Origin of the sequence: Paracoccus sp. KR1-242 (assembly GCF_049446195.1) — a bacterium.
In the GTDB taxonomy this organism is placed as follows: Bacteria; Pseudomonadota; Alphaproteobacteria; order Rhodobacterales; family Rhodobacteraceae; genus Paracoccus; species Paracoccus broussonetiae.
Window position 1 is genome coordinate 94,962 of the sequence record NZ_JBMSED010000004.1, and the last position, 21,471, is coordinate 116,432.

Below are 21,471 nucleotides of genomic sequence, written 5' to 3' on the forward strand. Positions count from 1 at the left end.
CGCACCGAACGGCCGCGCGGCCCGGCCGTCCTAGCACAGAAAATCGGCCTGCGCAAAATGCCAAAACACGGAAAAGGCGGGATGATTGAACACAGAACCGACAGCCGCCGCCCAAGCGGTCAGGCGACGGCAAGCTGCATGGCGGAACGCGGGCTGCGCGCAACCTCGGCCACGACACCCGCGCCGGGCAGGCTTTGCTGCATATCCGGCGTCACGGTGACCCATTCCCAAGCGTCCGGCGCCGCAAAAAGCGCACGGAGCAGCTTGTTGGTCATCGCATGGCCGGCGCGGTGGCCGGTATAGCGGCCCAGAATCGGGGCACCGGCAAGCGCAAGATCGCCCATCGCATCCAGCATCTTGTGACGCACGGCCTCATCCGCGTGGCGCAGGCCACCGGGGGACAGCACCTTGTCGCCGTCGATCACGACTGCGTTCAGATAGGTTCCACCCAGCGCCAGGCCGTTCTGCTGCATTTGCAGCACATCCGACTGGCGGCAGAAGGTGCGGCTGTCCATCAGCTCATGCACGAAGCTGCCATTCGCCATGTCCAGCGTCTTCTGCTGATGACCGATCGCGGCATCGTCGAAGTCGATGTCGAAATCGATCTCCAGATGGTCGGCCGGCGACAGGCGCGCGAAACCTTGACCGTGGTGCACCTCGACCGGGCGCAGGATCCGGATCGCGCGCAGATCGGCTTCGGGCTGGTGGCGGATGCCGGCATCGACGATGCCCTGAACGAAAGGCTCGGCGGAGCCGTCAAGGATCGGAACTTCCGGCCCGTTGACCTCGACCACGGCGTTGTTGATGCCGGTGCCGGCCAGCGCGGCCATGACATGTTCGACCGTCGAGACGGTGGCGCCCTGCCCGTTGTCCAGAAGGGTGCACAGCTGCGAGGGGGTGACGTGGTCCCAGCGCGCGGGAATGCGCACGCCGCCCAGATCGGTCCGCACGAAGACGATCCCGTGGCCGACAGGCGCAGGCAGGATCGCCAGGCGGACCGCCGCACCCGAGTGCAGCCCGACTCCGCGGAACTGAGCTTTTTGTGCGATGGTCGTTTGCATGGTCTTGCCTTCCTAATACCTCGGGCCGGACGATCCTTGTCCTTGACCCTGATGCTGAATTAGGCGCGACATGTAGAAGTCACAATTAACGAATTGTAACGGCATGAAACATAGCGACCCCGTCCTGCAGGGTGTTGCGGCGCTTCCTTGTAAATCCCTGTAATTTCGAATGAAAAAGGACCGCCGAAGCGGTCCCTTGTCGAAATGTCGCGAAATATTTGTGAACGCCTCAGTTGGCCTGACGGCGCAGGAAAGCCGGAATTTCGACGTTGTCGTCGCTGCGGTCCGGGCTTGCCAGGTCGTCGAAACCGGCATCGAAGCCGGTGCTGCGACGCGCGGCCACGCGTTCGTTCACCCGCTCGGCCAGGGTCGAGGCCGGGGGCTTCTCGGCCGCCGAGGATGAGTCCCCATGACCAGAGATGCGCTCAAGCATGCGGCTGAGACCACCCATGCGGCTTTGCACGCGGCTGGCGATGTCCTGTGCCGGCTGCTGCGGCGCCGGTGCGGGACGCGACGCAGCGGCGGGTTGCTGCGGGGCCGGGGCGGGCTGACGTTCGGGCGCGCGCTGCACCGCTTGGGCCAGACGCTGCATCACCGCATCCGAGGGCGTTCCCGCCGGGCCGTTCGGGGCGCGGCGCGGGGCCACGAAGCTGCCCGAATCTGCGCTCAGCGCATCGGCTGCGGGTTGCCGCGTCTCGGGCTGATAGGCCGGGCGGGGCATGTCCTCGTCCTCATAGCGCGCGGCAGCGGGCTGTTGCGGGCGCGGCATCTGCGGGGCCGGAGCTGCCGCGGTCACGGGTTGCTCGACCAGCGGCGCGGTGCGACGCGGGGGAACCTGCGCCTCTTCTTCGGCGACGCGCTGCGTGGCCGACGGATGCTGGGTCAGCGGCTCTTTCATGCCACGGCGCGGGGCCGGGATCTCGGCCACCGAGGCGTCGATACCGGTCGCGACGACCGACACGCGGATCGAGCCTTCCATCGACGGATCAAGCGTCGAGCCGACGATGATGTTCGCCTCGGGATCGACCTTCTCGCGGATTTTCTCGGCCGCCTCGTCCATCTCGAACAGGGTCAGGTCGTAGCCGCCGGTGATGTTGATCAGGACGCCTTTGGCGCCATTCAGGCTGATCTCGTCCAGCAGCGGGTTGGCGATGGCCTTCTCGGCCGCCTGCACCGCACGATTCTCGCCCGAGGCTTCGCCCGTGCCCATCATCGCCTTGCCCATCTCGTCCATCACGGCGCGGACGTCGGCGAAGTCGAGGTTGATTAGGCCCGGACGCACCATCAGGTCGGTCACGCCCTTGACGCCCTGATACAGCACGTCATCGGCCATCGCGAAGGCTTCGGTGAAGGTCGTCTTCTCGTTGGCCAGGCGGAAAAGGTTCTGGTTCGGGATGATGATCAGCGTGTCGACGACCTTTTGCAGGGCCTCGACCCCATCCTCGGCCTGGCGCATCCGCTTGGTGCCCTCGAACTGGAAGGGCTTGGTCACGACGCCGACGGTCAGGATCCCCATCTCGCGCGCGGCCTGGGCAATGATCGGGGCGGCGCCGGTGCCGGTGCCACCGCCCATGCCGGCGGTGATGAAGCACATATGCGCGCCCATCAGGTGATCGACGATATCTTCAATCGTCTCTTCGGCGGCCTTGGCGCCGATCGAGGGCTTGGCACCCGCGCCCAGACCTTCGGTCACCTTGGGACCGATCTGGATGCGGCTTTCCGCCTTGGAATTGGTCAGGGCCTGGGCATCGGTATTGGCAACGACAAACTCGACACCTTCGAGCTGCTTGTCGATCATGTTGTTGACCGCGTTGCCACCTGCACCACCGACGCCGAAAACGGTGATACGCGGCTTCAGTTCCTGGTCATCGTTCAGCATCAGATGGATCTGCCGTTCCATGTCTCGCCTGCCTTGTCTGTTGCGCCGGATCTGTGCGCGGTCCGGTCGAATCCCCGTATAGGTGAAAGCCTAGCCAGATTCGGCCGCAGCGTCACCCTAAAATCACGGTCGTTCCACAAAATATGGCGGGAATCACCGCGTATTTCGGCGGTATCTTGCCCATTCCCCAGCATGTGGTGGGAATGATTCCCGCCACCACCGCATCAAGTCATTTCTCAACTACCAGTTGTTCTTGAACCACCGATAGGCCCGGCGCAAGCTGCGCGCCGGATAGGCTTCTGCAGGCATTTCGAAATCCCACCATTCGTCTTGCGGATGGGCCGTCAGCAGGGCCAGCCCGATCGCCGCCGAGAACCCCGGAGCGGTCGCGTTATGCGGGAGTCCCTGGATCCGAAGCGGACGCCCGATCCGGACATTCTGGCCCAGCATCCGCGCCGCCAGCACGTCCAGTCCGGGGATCTGGCTGCCGCCGCCGGTCAGCACGACCTGACGCGCAGGCATGAATTCGAAACCCGCCGCATCCAGAATCTCGGCCACGTTTTCCAGAATTTCCTCGACGCGCGGACGCATGATGCCGATCAGGTCGGCGCGGCTGACGCTGCGCCGGTCGGTATCCCAGTCGCCCGTATCACCTCCGAGCTCGATCATCTCGCGGTCGTCGCGACCGGTCGCCTCGACCCCGCCGTGAAGTGTCTTCAGGCGTTCCGCCTGCGCATAGCTGACGCGCAACCCCTTGGAGATATCCTGCGTGATCAGATCGCCGCCAAAGCGCACCGCATCGGCAAAGATCATGTGCTTCTTGATGAAGACCGAGACCCCGGTCGCGCCGCTGCCCAGATCGATGCACGCGGCGCCCAGCTCCTGCTCGTCCTCGACCAGCGCGGCCAGCCCCGAGGCATATGAGGCCGAGGCCACGCCCGCAAGCTCCATGTCGCAGCGCCGGATGCAATGGACAAGATTGCCGGCCGCGTCCCCGTCGACGGTCAGGACATGCATGTCCACCGCCAGGCGTTCGCCGGAATGGTCGCGCGGATCGGCAAGCCCTGTGCGCCCGTCGACGGCGAAGTTGACCGGCTGGGCGTGCAGCACTTCGCGACCGCGCCCGAAATCGGGAACCTCACAGGCGCCCAGCACGCGCGCCACATCGTCCTGCGCGACCTTGCCTCCGGCCAGGGGAAGTTCGCCGGCCAGCCCATAGGACGCGGGCCTTGCCCCCGAGATGCAGGCGATGACGTGATCGACACGAGTCCCCGCCGCCTTCTGCGCGGACTGGATGACGGTGCGGATCGCACGTTCGGTTTCCGCCATGTTCTGGATTTCGCCGAAGCGCATCCCCCGGGATCGGGTATGCGCAGTGCCGATCACGCGAAAGTTCGACTGTCCCGCCATGGGGCCGACGCCGTCCGTCTCGCGGAACTGGCCGGGACCGTCGAATTGCAGGACCAGGCAAGCGATCTTCGAGGTTCCGATGTCCAGCACGGCGATCACGCCGCGTTGCATGGCCTGTCGGCGCATGTTCCGCATCGCGCGCTGGCCCTGATACAGATCCTTCATGTCCCTGCCCCCTCGACCCTTTGTCAGGTCTTTTTCACGCCACTTCCCGAAGTCGTCCCGGTCTTGCCCTTGCTCTTGCCGTCAGCGCCCGATGCAATGGGCTGTCCGTCCGGCCCGATCTCATCCTGGCCACGGGCCCGGCGGATCGCGTTCTGCGCATCCAGCCCCATCCGCACGACCGGGCGGGCTTCCAGACGCAGGTCCACGACGGATACGTCGCGGGACAGCAGCCCCTGCGCCTGATCCATGGCAATCGCACGCTCAAGTGCGCGTAGCGCGCCCTCCTCGGGCAACTTGATGCGCTGGCCGCCTTCCAGAACCACATCCCAACGCCGCGCGCTGATACGTTCCAGCCCACGCAGCCGCGGCAGGATCGGCCCGGCCGCATCGATCAGCGCCAGAGCCTCGGGCGCGGCGCGGTCGGCCCCCTCGCCCGCGATGATCGGCAGATCCTTGCGAACCTCGCGCGACGTGACCGAAGCGACGCGGTGGCCGGTCTTGTCCAGAAGCTCGATCCCGCGGGCGTGACGCCACAAGACGGTCGGAACCCGCTCGGTCACGGCGGCCGACAGCACGCCGCCCGGTGTGACCCGCAGCTGGACCGATTCGACGGCATCCAGCATCAGCACGCGTTCGCGCAGCTTTTCCAAATCGATATCGAAGCTGGAGGCCGGAAGTTGGACCGGCAGCATCGCGCGCAGCCCCTTGTCCACGGCTTCCGAGGCACCCTCGATTTCCATCGAGTGGACCATGAAGGCGTCGCGATGCTGGACCTTGTCCACGATCCCGTCGATTCCGCTGGCCAGATTCGCCCGGCGGGTCTCATCCGACAGCCAGATCCCGGCCACCATCGCGGCCAGAAAGGCGGGGATCCCGATGCGGACAAGGCGCCGGATCAGCGGGCGCAGCATCATCCGGTTCAGGCGATAGGCCAGGCGCGACGGCGCCGGGTCGCGGCGCTGCGTCACCTTGGCCTGCGGGGCGGGGCGCAGGGGCGCGTGACGGATCGGCGCGGGACGCGCGGCATCGCCGTGACCTTGGCCAAAGGGGTTCAGGCCCTGCATAGCGCCTCCTCGACGATCCAGCTGCACAGTGCCGGGAAATCCATTCCGACCTTGGCCGCCTGTTCGGGCGCCAGCGAAGTCGGGGTCATGCCGGGCTGGGTGTTCGTTTCAAGGATGATGAGCCCGTCCAGCCCGCGGCTGTCGTCCCAGCGGAAGTCGCTGCGGCTCAGGCCACGACATCCCAGCGCCGCATGGGCGCGGATGGCATAGTCGCGGCAGGCGGCATCGATCTGGGCCGGAACCTCGGCAGGCACGACATGGGTCGAGCCGCCGGGCTTGTATTTCGCGTCATAGTCGTACCAGCCGGTCGTCACGATCTCGGTCACACCCAGCGCGCGATCGCCCAGCACGGCGACCGTCAGCTCGCGCCCCGGCGCATAGGTTTCGACCATGACCCGCGCGGGCATCTGGTCGGACAGTTGCGGCGGGCTGTTCGCGGCCTCATGCACGATATAGACGCCGACCGACGACCCTTCGTCATTCGGCTTGACGACATAGGGCGGGGGCAGCACGTGGCGTGTGCGCACCTCGGCGGCGTCGGCGATCAGGCTTTCCAGCACCGGCAGCCCAGCATCGCGGAACACCTGCTTGGCGCGGCTTTTGTCCATCGCGATGGCCGAGGCAAGGACGCCGGAATGCGTATAGCGCACGCCCAGCCATTCCATCAGGCCCTGAACGCATCCATCCTCGCCCCAACGGCCATGCAGCGCGTTGAACACGACATCTGGCGCGGCCTCGGCCAGGCGCTCGGGCAGATCCTTGCCCGCATCAATCTCGGTGACTTCATAGCCCGCTTGCCGCAGCGCCTGCGCGCATTCCCGCCCCGAGGACAGGGACACCTCGCGCTCGGCCGAGGGTCCGCCCTTGAGAACTGCGACTTTCGGGGCTGTCCTGCTCGACCTGCCCGCCAATTTCTGCCTCATGCACCCGGTTGATCCGGGTATTTATCCCATGAGGATAGCCGCTGATCCCTTTCCGCAAAAGTCCCTTTTCGCGTTCCGCGCGATTTTTCCAGTCAGACCGGCGGGTTACGGCTCACCTATGCGAATGACTTCCCATTGCAGGTCATGGCCGCTGGTCTCGCGTACGCGGCTGCGCACATATTCGCCCAAAGCTTCAAGATCCGCAGCGGTTGCGCCTTCGGCATTCAGCAGGAAATTCGGGTGCTTCTCGGACATCTGCGCGCCGCCAAGGCGATAACCGCGCAAGCCTGCCGCATCGATCAAGGACCAGGCTTTCAACTCGTGGCTGTCATCCGCGCGCCCGGTCGAGGAAAACCCGGCCGGGTTGCGGAAGGTCGAACCGGCACTGCGATCGCGGGTCGGCTGGCTGGCGTCGCGGCGGGCAAGCTGCTCTTCCATCCGGGCCAGCAGGGCCGCGGGATCGCCGGCATCGGCGCGGAAGCGGGCCTCGGTCACGATCCAGCCTTCGGGCAGTTCGGACTGGCGATAGCCAAAGCGCAGGTCGGCAGCCGGAATCTCGTGACGGCTGCCGTCGCGCGCCACGGCCCGGACCCAGACAAGATGATCGGCGACATACGAGCCATAGCAGCCCGCATTCATCCGGACCGCACCGCCGATGCTGCCGGGGATGGTGCGCAGGAAGGTCAGATCCCGCCCAGCCTCGGCCGCGCGGCGGGCGACATGGGCATCAAGCGCCGCTGCGCCCGCAGTGACGAACTCGCCGTCGCATTCAATGGCGTTGAAGTTCCGGCCCAGACGGATGACCACGCCCCGAATGCCGCCGTCGCGCACGATCAGGTTCGACCCCACCCCGATCGGAAAGACCGGGACGGAGGAGTCAAGCGCCGCCAGGAATGCGGCCAGATCGTCATGATCGGCAGGCTGGAACAGCACCTCTGCCGGGCCGCCGACGCGAAGCCAGGTCAGTTCGGCCAAAGACCGGTTCGGAGTCAGCATGCCGCGGGGGGTCGGAAGCGTCTGGGTCATGGGCTGCTCGTAATCAAGGCCGGATCGGGCGTCAATCGGGCGCGCCCTACTCGGCCGCGCTGAAACCGATGGCCAGCGCTGCGAATGTCCCGACGACCGCCAGATCCCACCAGGGCAATGCAACGACGGTCAGCCGGGGCCTTCCCGCCGCCTCAAGGCCAAGTCGGATCAATCCGCCCAAAGCCAGCGAACCGGCCGCGATCAGCAACAGCAGCATCATCATGAAACCGATGATCCCCGCCAGATAACCGCCGGTCTTGCCCTCTCCGATCAACTGACAGACCAGCGCGCCTGCCAGCAGCACCGCAAGCGCCGCGCCCAGCTGACGCCAGGACCGCATGGCGGCGCGACGATAGCCGATCCACAGATGGCCCAGGGCGACGAAAATGACGACGGCCCAGACCAGCGCCACGGTCAGGAGGTTCCCTGCCGCCTGCGCATCCATTCGACCGGCGGCCAGACCAGGATGGACAGGCCAAGCGCCATGAACAGCACGCCAAAGCCGGGTCCGTACAGGAAGGTCAGCCAGCCCAACACCGGGACGCCGGCAAGAACCAGCGCCCACAGCGCGACATGACGCGGACCGGGACGCAGGAAAGGAAGCATGCAGCTGAGAAACGCCCAGCTCAGCGCGCAGATCGCCGCGGTCGCGGGATGGCTGGCCAGTTCGCTCACGCGGCCCACTCCTGCAATCGCTCGGGAAGATTGTTCGCCCAGGTCGAGATCGTCCCCGCCCCCAGGCAGACGACCATGTCGCCGGGCCGGGCCTGTTCGCGGACCAGCCGGGCCAGGTCGGCCTCGTCGATGACGGCGCGGGCGTGGCGATGACCATGCGCGATCAGCCCTGCGACCAGATCGTCGCGCGATGCGCCGGGGATCGGCTCCTCGCCCGCGGAATAGACCTCGGCAATGGCGACGACATCGGCTTCGTTGAAGCAGGTGCAGAAGTCGTCGAACAGGCTGGAGAGACGGGTGTAGCGGTGCGGCTGGTGGACAGCGATGACGCGGCCTTTGGTTGCCTGCCGGGCGGCCTTCAGCACCGCCGCGATCTCGACCGGGTGATGGCCGTAATCGTCAATGATGGTCACGCCGTTCACGACACCGACGCGGGTGAAGCGGCGCCCGACCCCACCGAATTTCGCCAGCGCCTCGCGGATCTGGGCGCGTTTCATGCCCAGATGGCGGGCAACGGCCACTGCCGCCAGCGCGTTCGAGACGTTGTGGTCACCCGGCATTGGCAGGGTGCAGCCCTCGATCACCGGGATCTCGCCATCGTTCAGCTCGGCCTCGCCCTGAAGGGCGATGTCGAAATGGGCGATACCGTCTTCATAGCGCAGGTTGATCGCGCGAACATCCGCCTGTGCGTTGAAGCCGAAGGTCGCGACGCGGCGGTCGGTCAGCTTGCCGACCAGCGACTGCACCTCGGGGTGGTCGGTGCAGCAGACGGCAAGGCCATAGAACGGAATGTTCGAGATGAAGTCCTGGAAGCCCTTGCGCAGCGCGTCGAAGCTGCCCCAGTGCTCCATATGCTCGGGGTCGATGTTGGTGACGATGGCGATGGTCGCGGGCAGGCGGTTGAAGCTGCCGTCGCTTTCATCGGCCTCGACCACCATCCACTCACCTGCGCCGGCGCGGGCGTTCGAGCCATAGGCATGGATCACGCCGCCATTGATGACCGTCGGATCGAAGCCGCCGGCATCCAGCAGGGTCGCGACCATCGTGGTCGTGGTGGTCTTGCCATGCGTGCCCGCAATCGCGACGTTCGAACGCAGGCGCATCAGTTCCGCCAACATCTCGGCCCGGCGCACGATGGGCAGGCCACGGCGGCGGGCTTCCTCAAGCTCGGGGTTGCCCTTCTTGATCGCGGTCGAGATGACGACGACGCCCGCCTCGCCGATGTTCTGTGCGCCCTGCCCCTCGAAGATCGTGGCGCCCAGGGATTCCAGGCGGTCGGTGATCTTGGACCGCTTCGCATCCGACCCCTGCACGGCATAGCCCAGCGTCATCAGCACCTCGGCGATGCCGGACATGCCGATCCCACCGATGCCGATGAAATGAATGGGGCCAAGTTCGCCCGGAAGTTTGGTCGCTGCGTTCATGCGGTCAGGTCCGTCGCTAGATCTGCAAGTCGCTGCGCCGCGTCAGGGCGACCAAGGGCCAATGCAGCCGCAGCCATGGAGGTGGCGCGCGCGCCGTCCGAAAGAATCTCCCGCATGTCGCGCCTCAGGCTCTCGGCGTCAAGCACGGATTCGGGAAGCACCATGGCCGCGCCCGATTCCCCAAGGGCACGGGCATTCGCTGTCTGGTGGTCGCCGCTGGCGGCCGCGAACGGGATCAGGATGGCCGGACGGCCGATCACGGTGATGTCCGCAAGCGAGGACGCGCCCGCCCGGCTGACGACCAGATGGCAGTCGGTAAGACGTTGCGGAACGTCCTCGAAAAAGGGCTGAACCTCGGCCTCGATCCCGGCCTCGCGATAGGCTGTTGTGACGCGGGGGCCGTCCTCGACCCGGGCCTGATGGCTGACGCGCAACCGCGCGCGAACCTCGGGCGGAAGGCCCGCCATGGCCTCGGGGACCATGTCGGACAACACGCGGGCACCCTGACTGCCACCGATGACCAGCACGTTCAGCGGCCCGTCCCCCGGAGGGTGATAGGCAGCGCCGGCGCGCTCTCGCACAGCCTGACGCACGGGGTTGCCGGTATGGACGCCCTGCACGCCCTGGGGCAGTTCGGCCGGCCAGGTGCCGCAGGCGATCTTGTTCACATGACGCGCAAAGACGCCGTTCACGCGGCCCATCACCGCGTTCTGTTCGTGGATCATGCGCGGAATGCGCAGCGACAGTGCCGCCGACATGGCCGGGATCGTCGGATAGCCGCCAAAGCCCACGACCACCGCGGGACGGTCGGCCCGCAGCGCACGCAGCGCGGACAGGACGCCGCTGCCGATGCGCAGCGGGGCCGCGACCCGCGCAAGCATACCGCCACGCGCCGTGGTCGCGGAATTCACCACCTCACGCGTCACCGAATGGGGAAAGCCCCCGGCATAGCGCGCGCCGCGTTCATCGGTCGACAGCGTGACCCGCCAGCCGCGGTCCAGAAGTTCCTCGGCCAGAGACTGGGCCGGGAACATGTGCCCGCCCGTTCCGCCCGCGGCGATCAGGCAATAGGGAACCTTCACGGTGTTCATGACCGTCCCCGCCCGAACACGTCCGAGATCCGCCCCTGCGGGCGTGATCGCGTCAGCGCCAGCAGCATCCCGACCGCCACGCCCGAGGCGATGACCGACGACCCACCATAGCTGACGAAGGGCAATGTCATCCCCTTGGCCGGCAGCAGTCGGACGGCGACGCCCATGTTGATCAGGGCCTGCACGCCGAAGGCACAGGCAAGTCCGGTGCCCGCGATCCGCGCAAAGGGATCGCGTTCATCCCGCAACCGCAGCAGCGAACGCACGACCACGGTGCTGTAAAGCACGATGATCGCCAAGACCATGATCAGGCCGTATTCCTCGGCCGCGACGGCGATGATGAAATCGGTATGGGCATCCGGCAGCGACCACTTGACCGAGCCCTCGCCCACGCCGACACCGAAGAAGCCGCCCTCCTGGATGGCGTTCGCGGCATAGCCAAGCTGGGTGCGGGGATCGACCTCGGCCGCAAGGAAACCGTCGATGCGGCGCGCGAAGTGTTCCGATGCGCCATAGGCGAAGACCGCGCCGACCACCGACACGCCAAGGACACTGCACAGCAGGTAAAGCGGCGCGCCCGCGATGAAATACATCACGCACCAGGAAAACAGCACCAGCGAGGCCTGGCCGAAGTCAGGCTGGAGCGCCAGCAGCACAACGACTGCCCCCGCGACTCCGGCCGAATACAGCCGTCCGGGGGGGCCGCCCACCTCTTGGCTGGCCGCCATGAACCAGGCGCAGATGCCGATGAAGCAGGGCTTCAGGAACTCGGACGGCTGGACGGACATCCCGCCCGGCAGTCGCAGCCAGCGCACAGCGCCCTTGCCGAAATCGGTGCCGATGAAGGGCAGAAGCACGATCGCGACCATCGCGATGGCAAAGCCCAGGACGGCAATCCGACGCACGAAGCGCGGCGAGAAGGTCGAGATGACCATCATCACCACCAGCGCCATCGCGCCGAAGACCGCCTGTCGGGTCACATAATAGAATTGCGGCAGGTTGTTCTTTTCCGCCAGCGGAACCGAGGCCGCCAGCCCCAGCAACAACCCTATCGCGAACAGCCCCAGGACGCAGGCGAGCGACCATCGGTCGACCGTGCGCCACCAACGGGGAAGAATCGGATCACCAGCCCGAACGGGCGTGGTGCCAAAGACCATTTCGGTCATGGATGAACCGCCGTCACTGCCTCTGCCATATCCCGTTTCCGGGTGCCCGTTTTTCCGGGTCTGGGCGGGATGATAGCGCGAAAGGTGTGATCGCGCTACAACGGATTCATCCTTTCCGCGAAGCCCGGCAGCGGGCCGCCTGCCCCTTTCCTATCCCGGCGCGGCGCTTTAACTATCGCTGACCCGGCAAAGGATGGACCATGCTTTACAAGACCAGGGCCGAATGGCAGGCAGCACCGCGCAAGCGCGTGCTTTTCTTCGGCATGTCCGGGCTGGGCAAGACTTATCTGGCCAGCATGCTGCGCAATGCCGGCGACTGGTTCCATTACTCGGTCGATTACCGGATCGGCACCCGCTACATGGGGGAACTGATTGCCGACAACTTCAAGCGCGAGGCGATGAAAGTCCCCTTCCTGCGCGAGCTGTTGCTGTCGGATTCGGTCTATATCGCCTCGAACATCACGTTCGAGAACCTGGCCCCGTTGTCCACCTATCTGGGCAAGCCCGGCAGCCCATCGCGCGGGGGGCTGGATTTCGAGGAATACATGCGCCGCCAGGACCAGCACCGCACCGCCGAGATCGCGGCGCTGCTGGATGGCAGCCATTTCATCCGCCGCGCGCAGGAGATCTATGCCATCCCGAATTTCGTATGTGATTCGGGGGGTTCGGTCTGCGAAGTGGTTGACCCCTTTGCCGATGACGACCCGGTCCTGGACGCGCTTCAGCGCGACATGCTGCTGGTCTGGATCCGCGGATCGGATGCGCATACGGCGGAACTGGTGCGCCGCTTCGACCGCGCGCCGAAGCCGATGTATTACCAGCCCCAGTTCCTCGACCGCGCCTGGACGGCCTACAGGGTTGAAAAAGGCCTGACCGAGGAACAGGTCAATCCCGACGATTTCATCCGCTGGACCTATGCCCGCGCGCTGGCCCATCGCCAGCCCCGTTATCAGGCCATGGCCCGGCGCGGCGTGACCATCCTGGCCGAGGAGGTCGCCGGGGTGAAAACGCCCGAAGACCTGATCGCCCTGATCGGACTTGCCATCGACAGAAAGGACGCATGATGCCCATTACCCTGCCAAATGACCTGCCCGCCTTCGACATCCTGTCGAATGAAGGCGTGATGGTCATGTCGCCGGGCCGGGCCGCGACCCAGGATATCCGGCCCTTGCGCATCGGGCTCTTGAACCTGATGCCCAAGAAAATCCAGACCGAGAACCAGTTTGCCCGGCTGATCGGCGCGACGCCCCTGCAGATCGACTTCCAGTTGATCCGCATGTCGGACCACGAAAGCCGCAACACGGCCGCCGATCACATGGAAAGCTTCTACCGCCGCTTCTGCGACGTCGAGGCAACGGGCGAGAAATTCGACGGCCTGATCATCACCGGCGCGCCCATCGAACACCTGCCCTTTGACCAGGTGACCTATTGGGAAGAACTGACCCGTGTCTTCGAATGGACCCAGACCCATGTGCATTCGACCTTCGGGGTCTGCTGGGGCGGCATGGCCATGGCCTGGCACTTCAACCGGCTGGAAAAGCACGTCCTGGACCACAAGGCCTTCGGCTGCTTCCGGCATCGCAACCTTGCCCCCGCCAGTCCCTATCTGCGCGGCTTCTCGGATGACGTGCTGGTCCCGGTCAGCCGCTGGACCGAGGTCCGCCAACCAGAGGTCGACGCCACCCCCGGCTTGCGCACGCTGATCGCCTCGGATCAGGTCGGGCCCTGCCTGATCGAGGATGCGGGGCATCGCGCGCTCTATGTCTTCAACCATTTCGAATATGACAGCACGACGCTGAAGGACGAATATGACCGCGACGTGATCTCGGGCAAACAGATCAACGTGCCGGTCAACTATTACCCTGACGACGACCCCGGACAGCAGCCCACGAACCGCTGGCGCAGCCATGCCCACCTGCTTTACGGTAACTGGATCAACGAGATCTACCAGACCACCTATTACGACATCGGGCGCATCGGAAAGGGCTGAACATGGCGAAGAAATCCGGGGACAAGTCGACCGCGCCGGAGCTGCCCGATCTGCCCTTCGTGGGCGCGATCAGCCGGTATCTTGAAAAGGACGCCCCGGACGCGATCCGCAAGGAGATCACCGGCGCCCGCGACCGAGAGATCCTCGACAGGGATTATCCCTATGACGAGGAGATGAAGTCCAAGGATTACGACGAGCGCATGGAGGCGCTGCAATTGCAGCTTGTCCGCCTGATGCGCGACGTGATCCAGACCGGAAAGCGCATCGTCGTCCTGTTCGAAGGTCGCGACGCTGCCGGCAAGGGTGGCACCATCGAGCGCGTGCGTGAAAACCTGAACCCGCGCTCGGCCTATATCGTCGCGCTGCCGAAACCGACCGAGCGTGAAACCGGCCAGTGGTATTTCCAGCGCTATGTCGACTGGCTTCCGGCGGCGGGTGAAATCGCCCTGTTTGATCGCAGCTGGTACAACCGCGGCGTTGTCGAGAAGGTCTTCGGCTTCTCGACCGACAGCCAGCGCGAGACATTTTTCCGCCAGTTGCCCCATTTCGAAAACGTGCTGGTCGACGACGGGATCATCCTCGTCAAGCTGTGGCTGAATGTCGGTCGCGCCGAGCAATTGCAGCGCTTCCTTGATCGCGAGAAAGACCCCCTGAAGCAGTGGAAGCTTAGCCAGATCGACGTGGACGGGCTGGCGAAATGGGACGATTACACCGACGCCATCCACGACACGCTGCGCCGCAGCCATTCCGGCATCGCGCCCTGGACGGTGATCCGCGCCGATGACAAACGCCGCGCCCGGATCGCTGCGATCCAGACCATCCTGCGCGCCGTAGATTTCGAGGGCCGCGACGACGACCTGATCGGCACCCCCGACGCCCGCATCGTCGGCGGGCCAGAGATCATGCTGCCGGAATAGACCCGCCCGCATCCGCGCCCACTTGTGATGCGGCGGCGGGTTTGACCATGCCGCAGGTGCAGCGAATGCTTGCGGGGTGCCCCTGCCGCGGCTAGCGTTCGATCATCTGCCACGCATTAGACAAGGTCCCAGATGAAACTTCTGCGCTCCTCCGCCCTTTCGCTCATCCTCACGGGCGCGGCGCTTGCCATGCCTGCCCATGCCGCCGATTCCCAGCTGACCGTGTTCGACTGGGCCGGATTCGAAGAACCCTCGATCTTCCAGGGCTATATCGACAAGAACGGCGACAGCCCGACCTTCGCCTTCTATGGCGACGATGACGAGGCGTATCAGAAGCTCGCCTCGGGGTTCAAAGCGGACGTCGCGCATCCCTGCTCGCAGATGGTGTCGAAATATCGCGATGCCGGGCTGATCGAACCCTGGGATGTCTCGAAGATCCCCGCCTTCGCGACGATCGACCCGAAATTCCTGGATTCGCCGATCTTCAAGGATGACAAGGGCGTCTGGTACATCCCGACGGACTGGGGCGCGACCGCCATCGCCTATAATGCCGACAACGTCCCGGCCGAGGACGTGGCCAGCCTGAACGTCTTCATCGACCCGAAATACCAGGGCCGCACCTCGCTGCCCGATTCGGCAGATGACGTCTGGGCGCTGGCCTATCTGGCAACGGGCGTGACGGACTGGACCAAGGTGACGGACGAACAGTTCACCGCCGCCGCCGACTGGCTGCGCAAGGCGCATCAGAACGTCGCCGCCTATTGGGCCGACCCCTCGGAACAGGCGCAGCTGATGGCCTCGGGCGCGGTCGATGTCGCATGGTCCTGGAACGACGGCGTCGTGCTTTTGCAGAATGAAGGCTTCCCGGTCGGCTTCCAGCGCGCGGCGAAGGAAGGGTCGTCGACCTTCTTCTGCGGTTTCGTCAACCTCAAGGACGGACCTGGCAATGAAGACAAGGCCTATGACTTCATCAATGCCTGGCTTGCCCCCGAAGCGGCCAAGGGCCTGCTGGACACGATCGGCTACGGCCATACCTCGACCGTCGCGATGGAGACGATCAAGGACGAACCGGCGGTGAAGGAAGGCCTGTCCGCGGTCGACGCCCCGATCCTGGCCCAGACCCCGAACGACCCGGCACAGCGCGAACGCCAACTGGCCGAATTCGAAAAGATCAAGGCCGGCTTCTGATCCGGATCTGAGGTTAAATCGTTTCAGGGGGCGCGAAGAACCGCGCCCCCTCATCGTTTCGGAAATACCCCCAAAGGGGGGAATTGGTGCGTCCGACGGGAACGGACCAAGGGGGGAACGGGACGTTCCCCCGCCCTTGCGCTGCCCCCCGCCCGCGCCTATATTCGCCCTGTTCGGGTTCGCCCGGACTATGGACATAAACGCGCAGGTAATAAGCGGATCGGACCCGGGGGCGGTACCCGGCGACTCCACCAAACTCCCTCGTTGGGGGCACCTGGGGTCGAAACAGGATCGACGAACGTCTAAAGCTGTTTGCTTTGTCTCGGTGAGCTACCACCGTTATCGGTGCAAATTGTACAGTTGCCAACGACAACCGTGCTCCGGTCGCTCTGGCTGCGTAAGCAGTTCGAGTTACCGAACCTTAAGCCCTTGCGCCTAGCAGTGTAAGGCGGGGTCCGCAGGAACCTGGCAACAGAATCCTGCACCTTCCCCCTTTCAACGCTGGTTTTTCACGCGGCCCCGGCCTATCTCATGGCACATCCAAGGGAATGCCGACATGAAAGACCTGACCCAGACCGACGCGGATGCCCTGATCGCCACGCTTGGCAAGGCTGCGCGCGATGCAACGCTTGTGCTGGCCGAAGCCAGCGCCGAACGCAAGCACGCCGCCCTGATCGGCGCGGCCGACGCGATCATTGCATCGGAAACCGCGATCCTCGATGCCAATTCCGAAGATATGGGCTTTGCCGCCGCAAAGGGTCTTGCGCCATCCATGATGGACCGCCTGCGGCTTGACGGCCCGCGCATCCGCGCGATGGCCGAAGGTCTGCGTGCCGTCGCCGCCCAGCCCGATCCCGTGGGCCGTGTGCTGGCCGAATGGGACCGCCCGAACGGCCTGCACATCCAGCGCGTGGCGACCCCCCTGGGCGTGATCGGCGTCATCTATGAAAGCCGCCCGAACGTCACAGCGGATGCGGCGGCGCTGGCACTGAAATCGGGCAATGCCGTGATCCTGCGCGGCGGCTCGGAAAGCCTGAACTCCTCGGCCGCGATCCATGCCGCGCTGGCCACCGGCCTGCGCCAGGCGGGCCTGCCTGACGCCGCGATCCAGCTTGTCCCGACCCGCGACCGCGAGGCCGTGGCCGCGATGCTGCGCGCACAGGGCCTGATCGACGTGATCATCCCGCGGGGCGGCAAGGGTCTGGTCGGACTGGTGCAGAAGGAAGCCCGCGTTCCTGTCTTTGCCCACCTTGAAGGGATTTGCCACGTCTATGCCGATGGCGATGCGGACGTGGAAAAGGCGCGCCGGGTGGTCCTGAACGCCAAAACCCGCCGCACCGGCATCTGCGGTGCCGCCGAATGCCTGCTGATCGACCGTGCCTTCTATGCGCGGCACGGCGCCGTGCTGGTGCAGGACCTCCTGGACGCAGGGGTCGAAGTCCGGGCAGAGGGTGAGCTTGCCCAGGTCGCAGGTACCATCCCCGCCCAGCCTTCGGATTTCGGGCAGGAGTTCCTCGACAAGATCATCGCCGTGAAGCTGGTCGATGGCGTGGACGAGGCGATCTCCCATATCCGGCGCTTCGGTTCGGGTCACACGGAATCGATCCTGACCCAGAACGACGCCACCGCCGGACGCTTCTTCAGCGGCCTCGACAGCGCGATCCTGATGCGCAACGCCTCGACCCAGTTCGCGGACGGGGGCGAGTTCGGCATGGGCGCAGAAATCGGCATCGCGACCGGCAAGATGCACGCGCGCGGACCCGTCGGCGCCGAGCAGCTGACCAGCTTCAAATATCTGGTCACGGGTGACGGCACCATCCGCCCCTGAGGTCCCTGCCGCAAGGCAGGCCCAGCGGCTGCATCAGGATGGCCGCCACCGGGTGACGCTGTTTCGCGCGCCCGGTGGCAGTTCGCGCGTCGTCGTCTGCTTTGAGCCGGGGCGCGAACGGATGCAGGGGTTCGAACCGACCCAGTGCCCGCGTTTTGCTGAAAGGCTTGGCATCGATGCGCTGACCGTGCAGACCGCGCGGCGCGACTGGTTCCTGTCCGCGAAAAGCGATGATCTCGCGGCGGCGCTGGACAGGGCGACGGCTGGTTATGACGAGGTGACGGCCTCGGGCTTCTCGATGGGCGGTTACGGGGCACTGCTTTATTCGCGCGCGGCCCGCGTAAGCCGCATCTTGGCCGTGTCGCCGCAATATTGCATCGACCCCGCCATCGCCCCCTATGACCCCGGACGGCATCGGAAATTCGCCCGCATCGGGCGCGACATGCCCTGCCCCGAGCAATGGGGCAATCCGGGGATTTCCGGCGTCCTGCTGTTCGATCCCTCGATTTCGGCCGACCGCCAGCATGCGCTGCGCATCGGCGCAGCCTTTCCGTTGCTGCGACTGGTGGCCCTGCCGCATGGCGGCCACCCGGCCAGCGGCGTCATTGCCGATATCGGGCGCATCGGCAACGTCTCGACCATGCTGGTGCAGGACCGGCTGGACCCGGTCAGGATCCGCAACCTGCACCGAGAGGCGCGGCGGAACTCGATCCGTTACAGCTTCAACCTCGCCAGCGCCGCGCTGAAGCGGCACGGCGCGCGCGTCGAGCCGCTGCTGCGCGACGTTGCGCTGCGCGGCGCGCCGCAATTGCGGCTGGAGGCCGGACTTGCGCTTCTGACCCGCGACGCTGCCGCCGGGACCGAGGCGCTGACCCGGCTTCTGGACGAAAACCCCGATCCGCCCGCTTCCTGGGCGCGGCGGATCGAGCAGGCGCTGGACGCGATCGAGGACTAGCCCCCCTGGCGCAAGCCGGATTGTGCGCCATGAAACCAGATCTCTCCGCCCTTCTCGTCCAGCTCCCAGCCAAGGCTGCGTCCCTCCTGCGCGGCAAAGGCGGCCAGAAGCGGGAAATGGATCTCGGACGGCTGCGGCTCGACCCGTTCAAGGGCCGGATCCGCGTCAAGCCAAGCCCAAAGAGCGGGATCCGACTTGGTGCGCGCGGCCTCGGCCAGCAGGCGCCAGCCGACGGCACCGCGACAGATGAGGATGCTGCCGCCCCAGGGCAAGGCGGTCTCAAGGCACATGACGCCCAACAGGATCAGTCGCGCCTCGGACCGGGGCAGGTCACCCTGCGCCTCCAGCCGCACGCGGATGCGGCCCTGCCGTTCGATGTCGGCCATCAGTCCCGCCAGCTCGTTCAGCGCCAGCCTTTGTTCGGCCGAGGCATGGCCAAAGGCCAGCCGGAACCAGCGGATGCGGGCGCGCGCCGCCTCGACGCTTTCGGCGATCAACCCAAGCTCGGGGCTTTTCGTCAGCCCCGGATAATCCCCCGACATCTGCAGCAACTCGACCCCGTTCCCGATCGCCCCCAGAGGAGAGATCAGGTCGTGGCACAGGCGCGAGCTGACCAGGCTTGCCAGCCGTTCGGGTAGCGCTGGAAAGGGGGATGCCGTGGATCGGCTGATTGTAACGTCGTTCATTGAAGTCTAGCCTTGTTCGTCACGCGAGGAGTCGGCGCGCCATGAATGAAATTCTTGAACCCGGAATGTTGGTTCGGCATCCGAATGCGCCGGAATGGGGCATCGGTCAGGTCCAGTCGCGGATCGGCGACCGGATCACGGTCAATTTCGCCAATGCCGGAAAGCAGGTGGTCGACGGCCGTCATGTCAGTCTTGAACTGGTCACCGAAGGCTCCTGAACTCTGAAAGCGTCAGGGTAATACAACCTATGCGTGCGTCAACCATCTGCGCCCTTCCGTACCGCCGATGACGCGAGATGTTGCAATAAGACCCGCGCCCGCCTAGACACGGTGCGGAAAAATGCATGATGACAGGCCCGGCCCCCCAAGAATGACGCCAGAGAGCTCGTATCTTGAAACGCGGCTCGCCACTGGCGAGGCGGATCTGCTGGCCGCACAGCGGCTGCGCTATCGTGTCTTCGTCGAAGAGCTGGGCGCGGATGGCCCGCTGGTCGATCACCAGCACCGGCTGGAACGCGATGAATTCGACCCCGTGGTCGATCATCTTGTCCTTGTCGATCACCGCCGCTCGGTCGCGGATCTCGACCATGTCGTCGGTGTCTATCGCCTGCTGCCGGGCGACCGCGCGGAAAAGTTCGGACGCTTCTATTGCGACGCGGAATACGACCTGGACCCGCTGCGCCAGTCGGGGCGGTCGCTGCTTGAACTGGGACGTTCCTGCGTGGATGCGGGGATGCGCGGCGGCACCGGCATGTATCTTCTGTGGACCGCGCTGGCCGAATACGTCCTGAGCCGCGAGATCCAGCTTCTGTTCGGAGTCGCCTCGTTCCACGGAACCGATGCCCAGGCGCTAAGCCAACCGCTGTCCTGGCTGCACCACCACCATCTTGCCCTGCCGCAGATCCGCCCCCGCGCCCATCCCGAAGGGTTCCAGCGCATGGACCTGATCCCGGCCGACCAACTGGAACGGCGCGGCGCGATGACCCTGATGCCGCCGCTGATCAAGGCCTATCTGCGCCTGGGCGGCACGGTGGGCGAAGGCGCCTATCTGGACCGCGAATTCAATACGACGGACGTGTTCCTGCTGGTCGATACGGCAGCCATGTCCCAGAAGCACCGCAAGTTCTACGAGACGCGCTGGCAGGCCCAATGACGGACACCATCACCCGGGACGTGCCCCCGCTGGCGACGAATGGCCACGCTTGGTACGGCGACGATCCAAGCCCGGAAATCCCCCGGATCGGTCCGCTGGGCTGGGCCCTTGTCGCGACTCGCGGTCTTGGCGTGCTGTCCGTCCTGCTGTTGGGCGTCCTGCTGATCCTTCCGCTGCGCTGGATCGAGCGTCTGTTCGCCGGACCGCGCCGCCCCCTGACCGGTCCTTGGGTCCAGGGCGTCTGCCGGATGGTCCTGTGGATCGTCGGCATCCGCTGGCGGCGCGAGGGGCAACCCATGCACGGCCCGGGCGCGGTCGTCGCGAACCATTCGGGCTGGCTGGACATCTTCGTGCTGAACGCAGCCATGCCGGTCTTCTTTGTCTCGAAGGCCGAGGTCGCGGGCTGGCCCGGCATCAATATCCTGACCCGCGTGACCGATACCCATTTCGTGACGCGCGACCCAAGGCTGGCACGGGTGCAGGCCCAGGAATTCGCACTGCGCACCCATGCCGGGCATCGCCTGTTGTTCTTCCCCGAGGGCACCAGCACCGACAGCCGCCGCGTCCTGCCGTTCAAGCCGACGCTGTTCCAGGGCTTCCTTGACCCGGCCCTGCCCACGGATCTTGCCATCCAGCCGGTGACTGCGATCTATCGCGCTCCTGCGGGACGCGATCCGCGCTTTTATGGCTGGTTCGGGGACATGGCATTGGGTCCGCACCTGCTGGCCGTGCTGGCCCAACCAAGGCAGGGCAGCGTGACCGTGCGCCTGCATGATCCGATCCCGGTCGAGGGCGAAAATCGCAAGAGCTTGTCCGCCAAGGCCGAAGCCGCGGTCCGCTCGGGCTTCCCCGCAGCCTGAACGGCGCGGGG

At 65.7% G+C, this 21,471-nt stretch carries 21 protein-coding genes and 1 other RNA gene; 10 read left to right on the top strand and 12 right to left on the bottom strand.

Translation table 11 applies throughout. The features are described 5' to 3' along the window. Nucleotides 1-119: 119 nt before the first annotated feature. From lpxC to ACO2Q4_RS07685, 11 genes are all read right to left on the bottom strand, one after another. The gene (gene lpxC / locus ACO2Q4_RS07635; RefSeq protein WP_395132865.1) at nt 120-1,061 is read right to left on the bottom strand and encodes a UDP-3-O-acyl-N-acetylglucosamine deacetylase; all 942 of its coding nucleotides are present in this window, start codon (nt 1,059-1,061) and stop codon (nt 120-122) included. A 229-nt stretch (nt 1,062-1,290) separates the two neighbouring features. Beyond that, complete coding sequence (gene ftsZ, locus ACO2Q4_RS07640) at nt 1,291-2,961, bottom strand: cell division protein FtsZ (RefSeq protein WP_311758658.1); 1,671 nt, start codon at nt 2,959-2,961, stop codon at nt 1,291-1,293. Between the two features lie 219 nt (nt 2,962-3,180). Then, nucleotides 3,181-4,515 (bottom strand): cell division protein FtsA, encoded by a 1,335-nt coding sequence (ftsA, locus tag ACO2Q4_RS07645; RefSeq protein WP_311758657.1) that lies wholly within the window; start codon nt 4,513-4,515, stop codon nt 3,181-3,183. Between the two features lie 23 nt (nt 4,516-4,538). Then, nucleotides 4,539-5,579 (bottom strand): cell division protein FtsQ/DivIB, encoded by a 1,041-nt coding sequence (locus tag ACO2Q4_RS07650; RefSeq protein WP_395132860.1) that lies wholly within the window; start codon nt 5,577-5,579, stop codon nt 4,539-4,541. Further along, nucleotides 5,567-6,490 (bottom strand): D-alanine--D-alanine ligase, encoded by a 924-nt coding sequence (locus ACO2Q4_RS07655; protein ID WP_311758761.1) that lies wholly within the window; start codon nt 6,488-6,490, stop codon nt 5,567-5,569. Before ACO2Q4_RS07655 ends, ACO2Q4_RS07650 begins: the two co-directional genes overlap by 13 nt. A 117-nt stretch (nt 6,491-6,607) precedes the next feature. Next, nucleotides 6,608-7,528, bottom strand: a complete 921-nt coding sequence (gene murB, locus ACO2Q4_RS07660; RefSeq protein ID WP_423318443.1) for a UDP-N-acetylmuramate dehydrogenase — start codon at nt 7,526-7,528, stop codon at nt 6,608-6,610. 46 nt (nt 7,529-7,574) lie between these two features. Further along, nucleotides 7,575-7,940: a hypothetical protein gene (locus tag ACO2Q4_RS07665; RefSeq protein ID WP_423318445.1), complete on the bottom strand. Its 366-nt coding sequence runs from the start codon at nt 7,938-7,940 to the stop codon at nt 7,575-7,577. A gap of 2 nt (nt 7,941-7,942) precedes the next feature. Then, nucleotides 7,943-8,203, bottom strand: coding sequence for a DUF2484 family protein (locus ACO2Q4_RS07670; RefSeq protein WP_311758653.1), 261 nt, complete (start codon nt 8,201-8,203; stop codon nt 7,943-7,945). Further along, nucleotides 8,200-9,627, bottom strand: coding sequence for a UDP-N-acetylmuramate--L-alanine ligase (gene murC / locus ACO2Q4_RS07675; RefSeq protein ID WP_311758652.1), 1,428 nt, complete (start codon nt 9,625-9,627; stop codon nt 8,200-8,202). Before murC ends, ACO2Q4_RS07670 begins: the two co-directional genes overlap by 4 nt. Further along, on the bottom strand, nt 9,624-10,718 hold the full coding sequence (murG, locus tag ACO2Q4_RS07680; RefSeq protein ID WP_311758651.1) for an undecaprenyldiphospho-muramoylpentapeptide beta-N-acetylglucosaminyltransferase: 1,095 nt from the start codon (nt 10,716-10,718) through the stop codon (nt 9,624-9,626). The genes murC and murG overlap by 4 nt, the downstream gene beginning before the upstream one ends. Further along, complete coding sequence (locus ACO2Q4_RS07685) at nt 10,715-11,884, bottom strand: FtsW/RodA/SpoVE family cell cycle protein (protein ID WP_311758650.1); 1,170 nt, start codon at nt 11,882-11,884, stop codon at nt 10,715-10,717. Before ACO2Q4_RS07685 ends, murG begins: the two co-directional genes overlap by 4 nt. Before the next feature lie 200 nt (nt 11,885-12,084). Here ACO2Q4_RS07685 and ACO2Q4_RS07690 point away from each other — a divergent pair, with 200 nt between their 5' ends. The 7 genes from ACO2Q4_RS07690 (at nt 12,085) to ACO2Q4_RS07720 (ending at nt 18,762) form a co-directional block, all read left to right on the top strand. After that, on the top strand, nt 12,085-12,948 hold the full coding sequence (locus ACO2Q4_RS07690; RefSeq protein WP_311758649.1) for an ATPase: 864 nt from the start codon (nt 12,085-12,087) through the stop codon (nt 12,946-12,948). Then, a complete protein-coding gene (locus tag ACO2Q4_RS07695) occupies nt 12,948-13,874 on the top strand; it encodes a homoserine O-succinyltransferase (protein ID WP_423318448.1) in 927 nt (308 codons plus the stop codon). The genes ACO2Q4_RS07690 and ACO2Q4_RS07695 overlap by 1 nt, the downstream gene beginning before the upstream one ends. A gap of 2 nt (nt 13,875-13,876) precedes the next feature. Then, complete coding sequence (ppk2, locus tag ACO2Q4_RS07700) at nt 13,877-14,791, top strand: polyphosphate kinase 2 (RefSeq protein ID WP_423318450.1); 915 nt, start codon at nt 13,877-13,879, stop codon at nt 14,789-14,791. 132 nt (nt 14,792-14,923) lie between these two features. Beyond that, nucleotides 14,924-15,979, top strand: a complete 1,056-nt coding sequence (locus tag ACO2Q4_RS07705; RefSeq protein WP_311758646.1) for an ABC transporter substrate-binding protein — start codon at nt 14,924-14,926, stop codon at nt 15,977-15,979. 132 nt (nt 15,980-16,111) lie between these two features. Next, nucleotides 16,112-16,465: a transfer-messenger RNA gene (ssrA, locus tag ACO2Q4_RS07710) on the top strand. A gap of 70 nt (nt 16,466-16,535) precedes the next feature. Continuing rightward, on the top strand, nt 16,536-17,807 hold the full coding sequence (locus tag ACO2Q4_RS07715) for a glutamate-5-semialdehyde dehydrogenase (RefSeq protein WP_311758645.1): 1,272 nt from the start codon (nt 16,536-16,538) through the stop codon (nt 17,805-17,807). Between the two features lie 52 nt (nt 17,808-17,859). Then, nucleotides 17,860-18,762, top strand: a complete 903-nt coding sequence (locus ACO2Q4_RS07720; protein ID WP_423318453.1) for a hypothetical protein — start codon at nt 17,860-17,862, stop codon at nt 18,760-18,762. Here ACO2Q4_RS07720 and ACO2Q4_RS07725 read toward each other — a convergent pair. Then, complete coding sequence (locus ACO2Q4_RS07725) at nt 18,759-19,448, bottom strand: histidine phosphotransferase family protein (RefSeq protein ID WP_311758643.1); 690 nt, start codon at nt 19,446-19,448, stop codon at nt 18,759-18,761. The genes ACO2Q4_RS07720 and ACO2Q4_RS07725 overlap by 4 nt on opposite strands. 41 nt (nt 19,449-19,489) lie before the next feature. Between ACO2Q4_RS07725 and ACO2Q4_RS07730 the strand changes: the two genes are divergently transcribed. From ACO2Q4_RS07730 to ACO2Q4_RS07740, 3 genes are all read left to right on the top strand, one after another. Beyond that, nucleotides 19,490-19,666 (top strand): DUF3553 domain-containing protein, encoded by a 177-nt coding sequence (locus ACO2Q4_RS07730; protein ID WP_311758642.1) that lies wholly within the window; start codon nt 19,490-19,492, stop codon nt 19,664-19,666. A 151-nt stretch (nt 19,667-19,817) separates the two neighbouring features. Continuing rightward, a complete protein-coding gene (locus ACO2Q4_RS07735; RefSeq protein WP_311758641.1) occupies nt 19,818-20,600 on the top strand; it encodes a GNAT family N-acetyltransferase in 783 nt (260 codons plus the stop codon). Then, a complete protein-coding gene (locus ACO2Q4_RS07740) occupies nt 20,597-21,460 on the top strand; it encodes a lysophospholipid acyltransferase family protein (RefSeq protein ID WP_311758640.1) in 864 nt (287 codons plus the stop codon). Before ACO2Q4_RS07735 ends, ACO2Q4_RS07740 begins: the two co-directional genes overlap by 4 nt. Nucleotides 21,461-21,471: the final 11 nt, after the last annotated feature.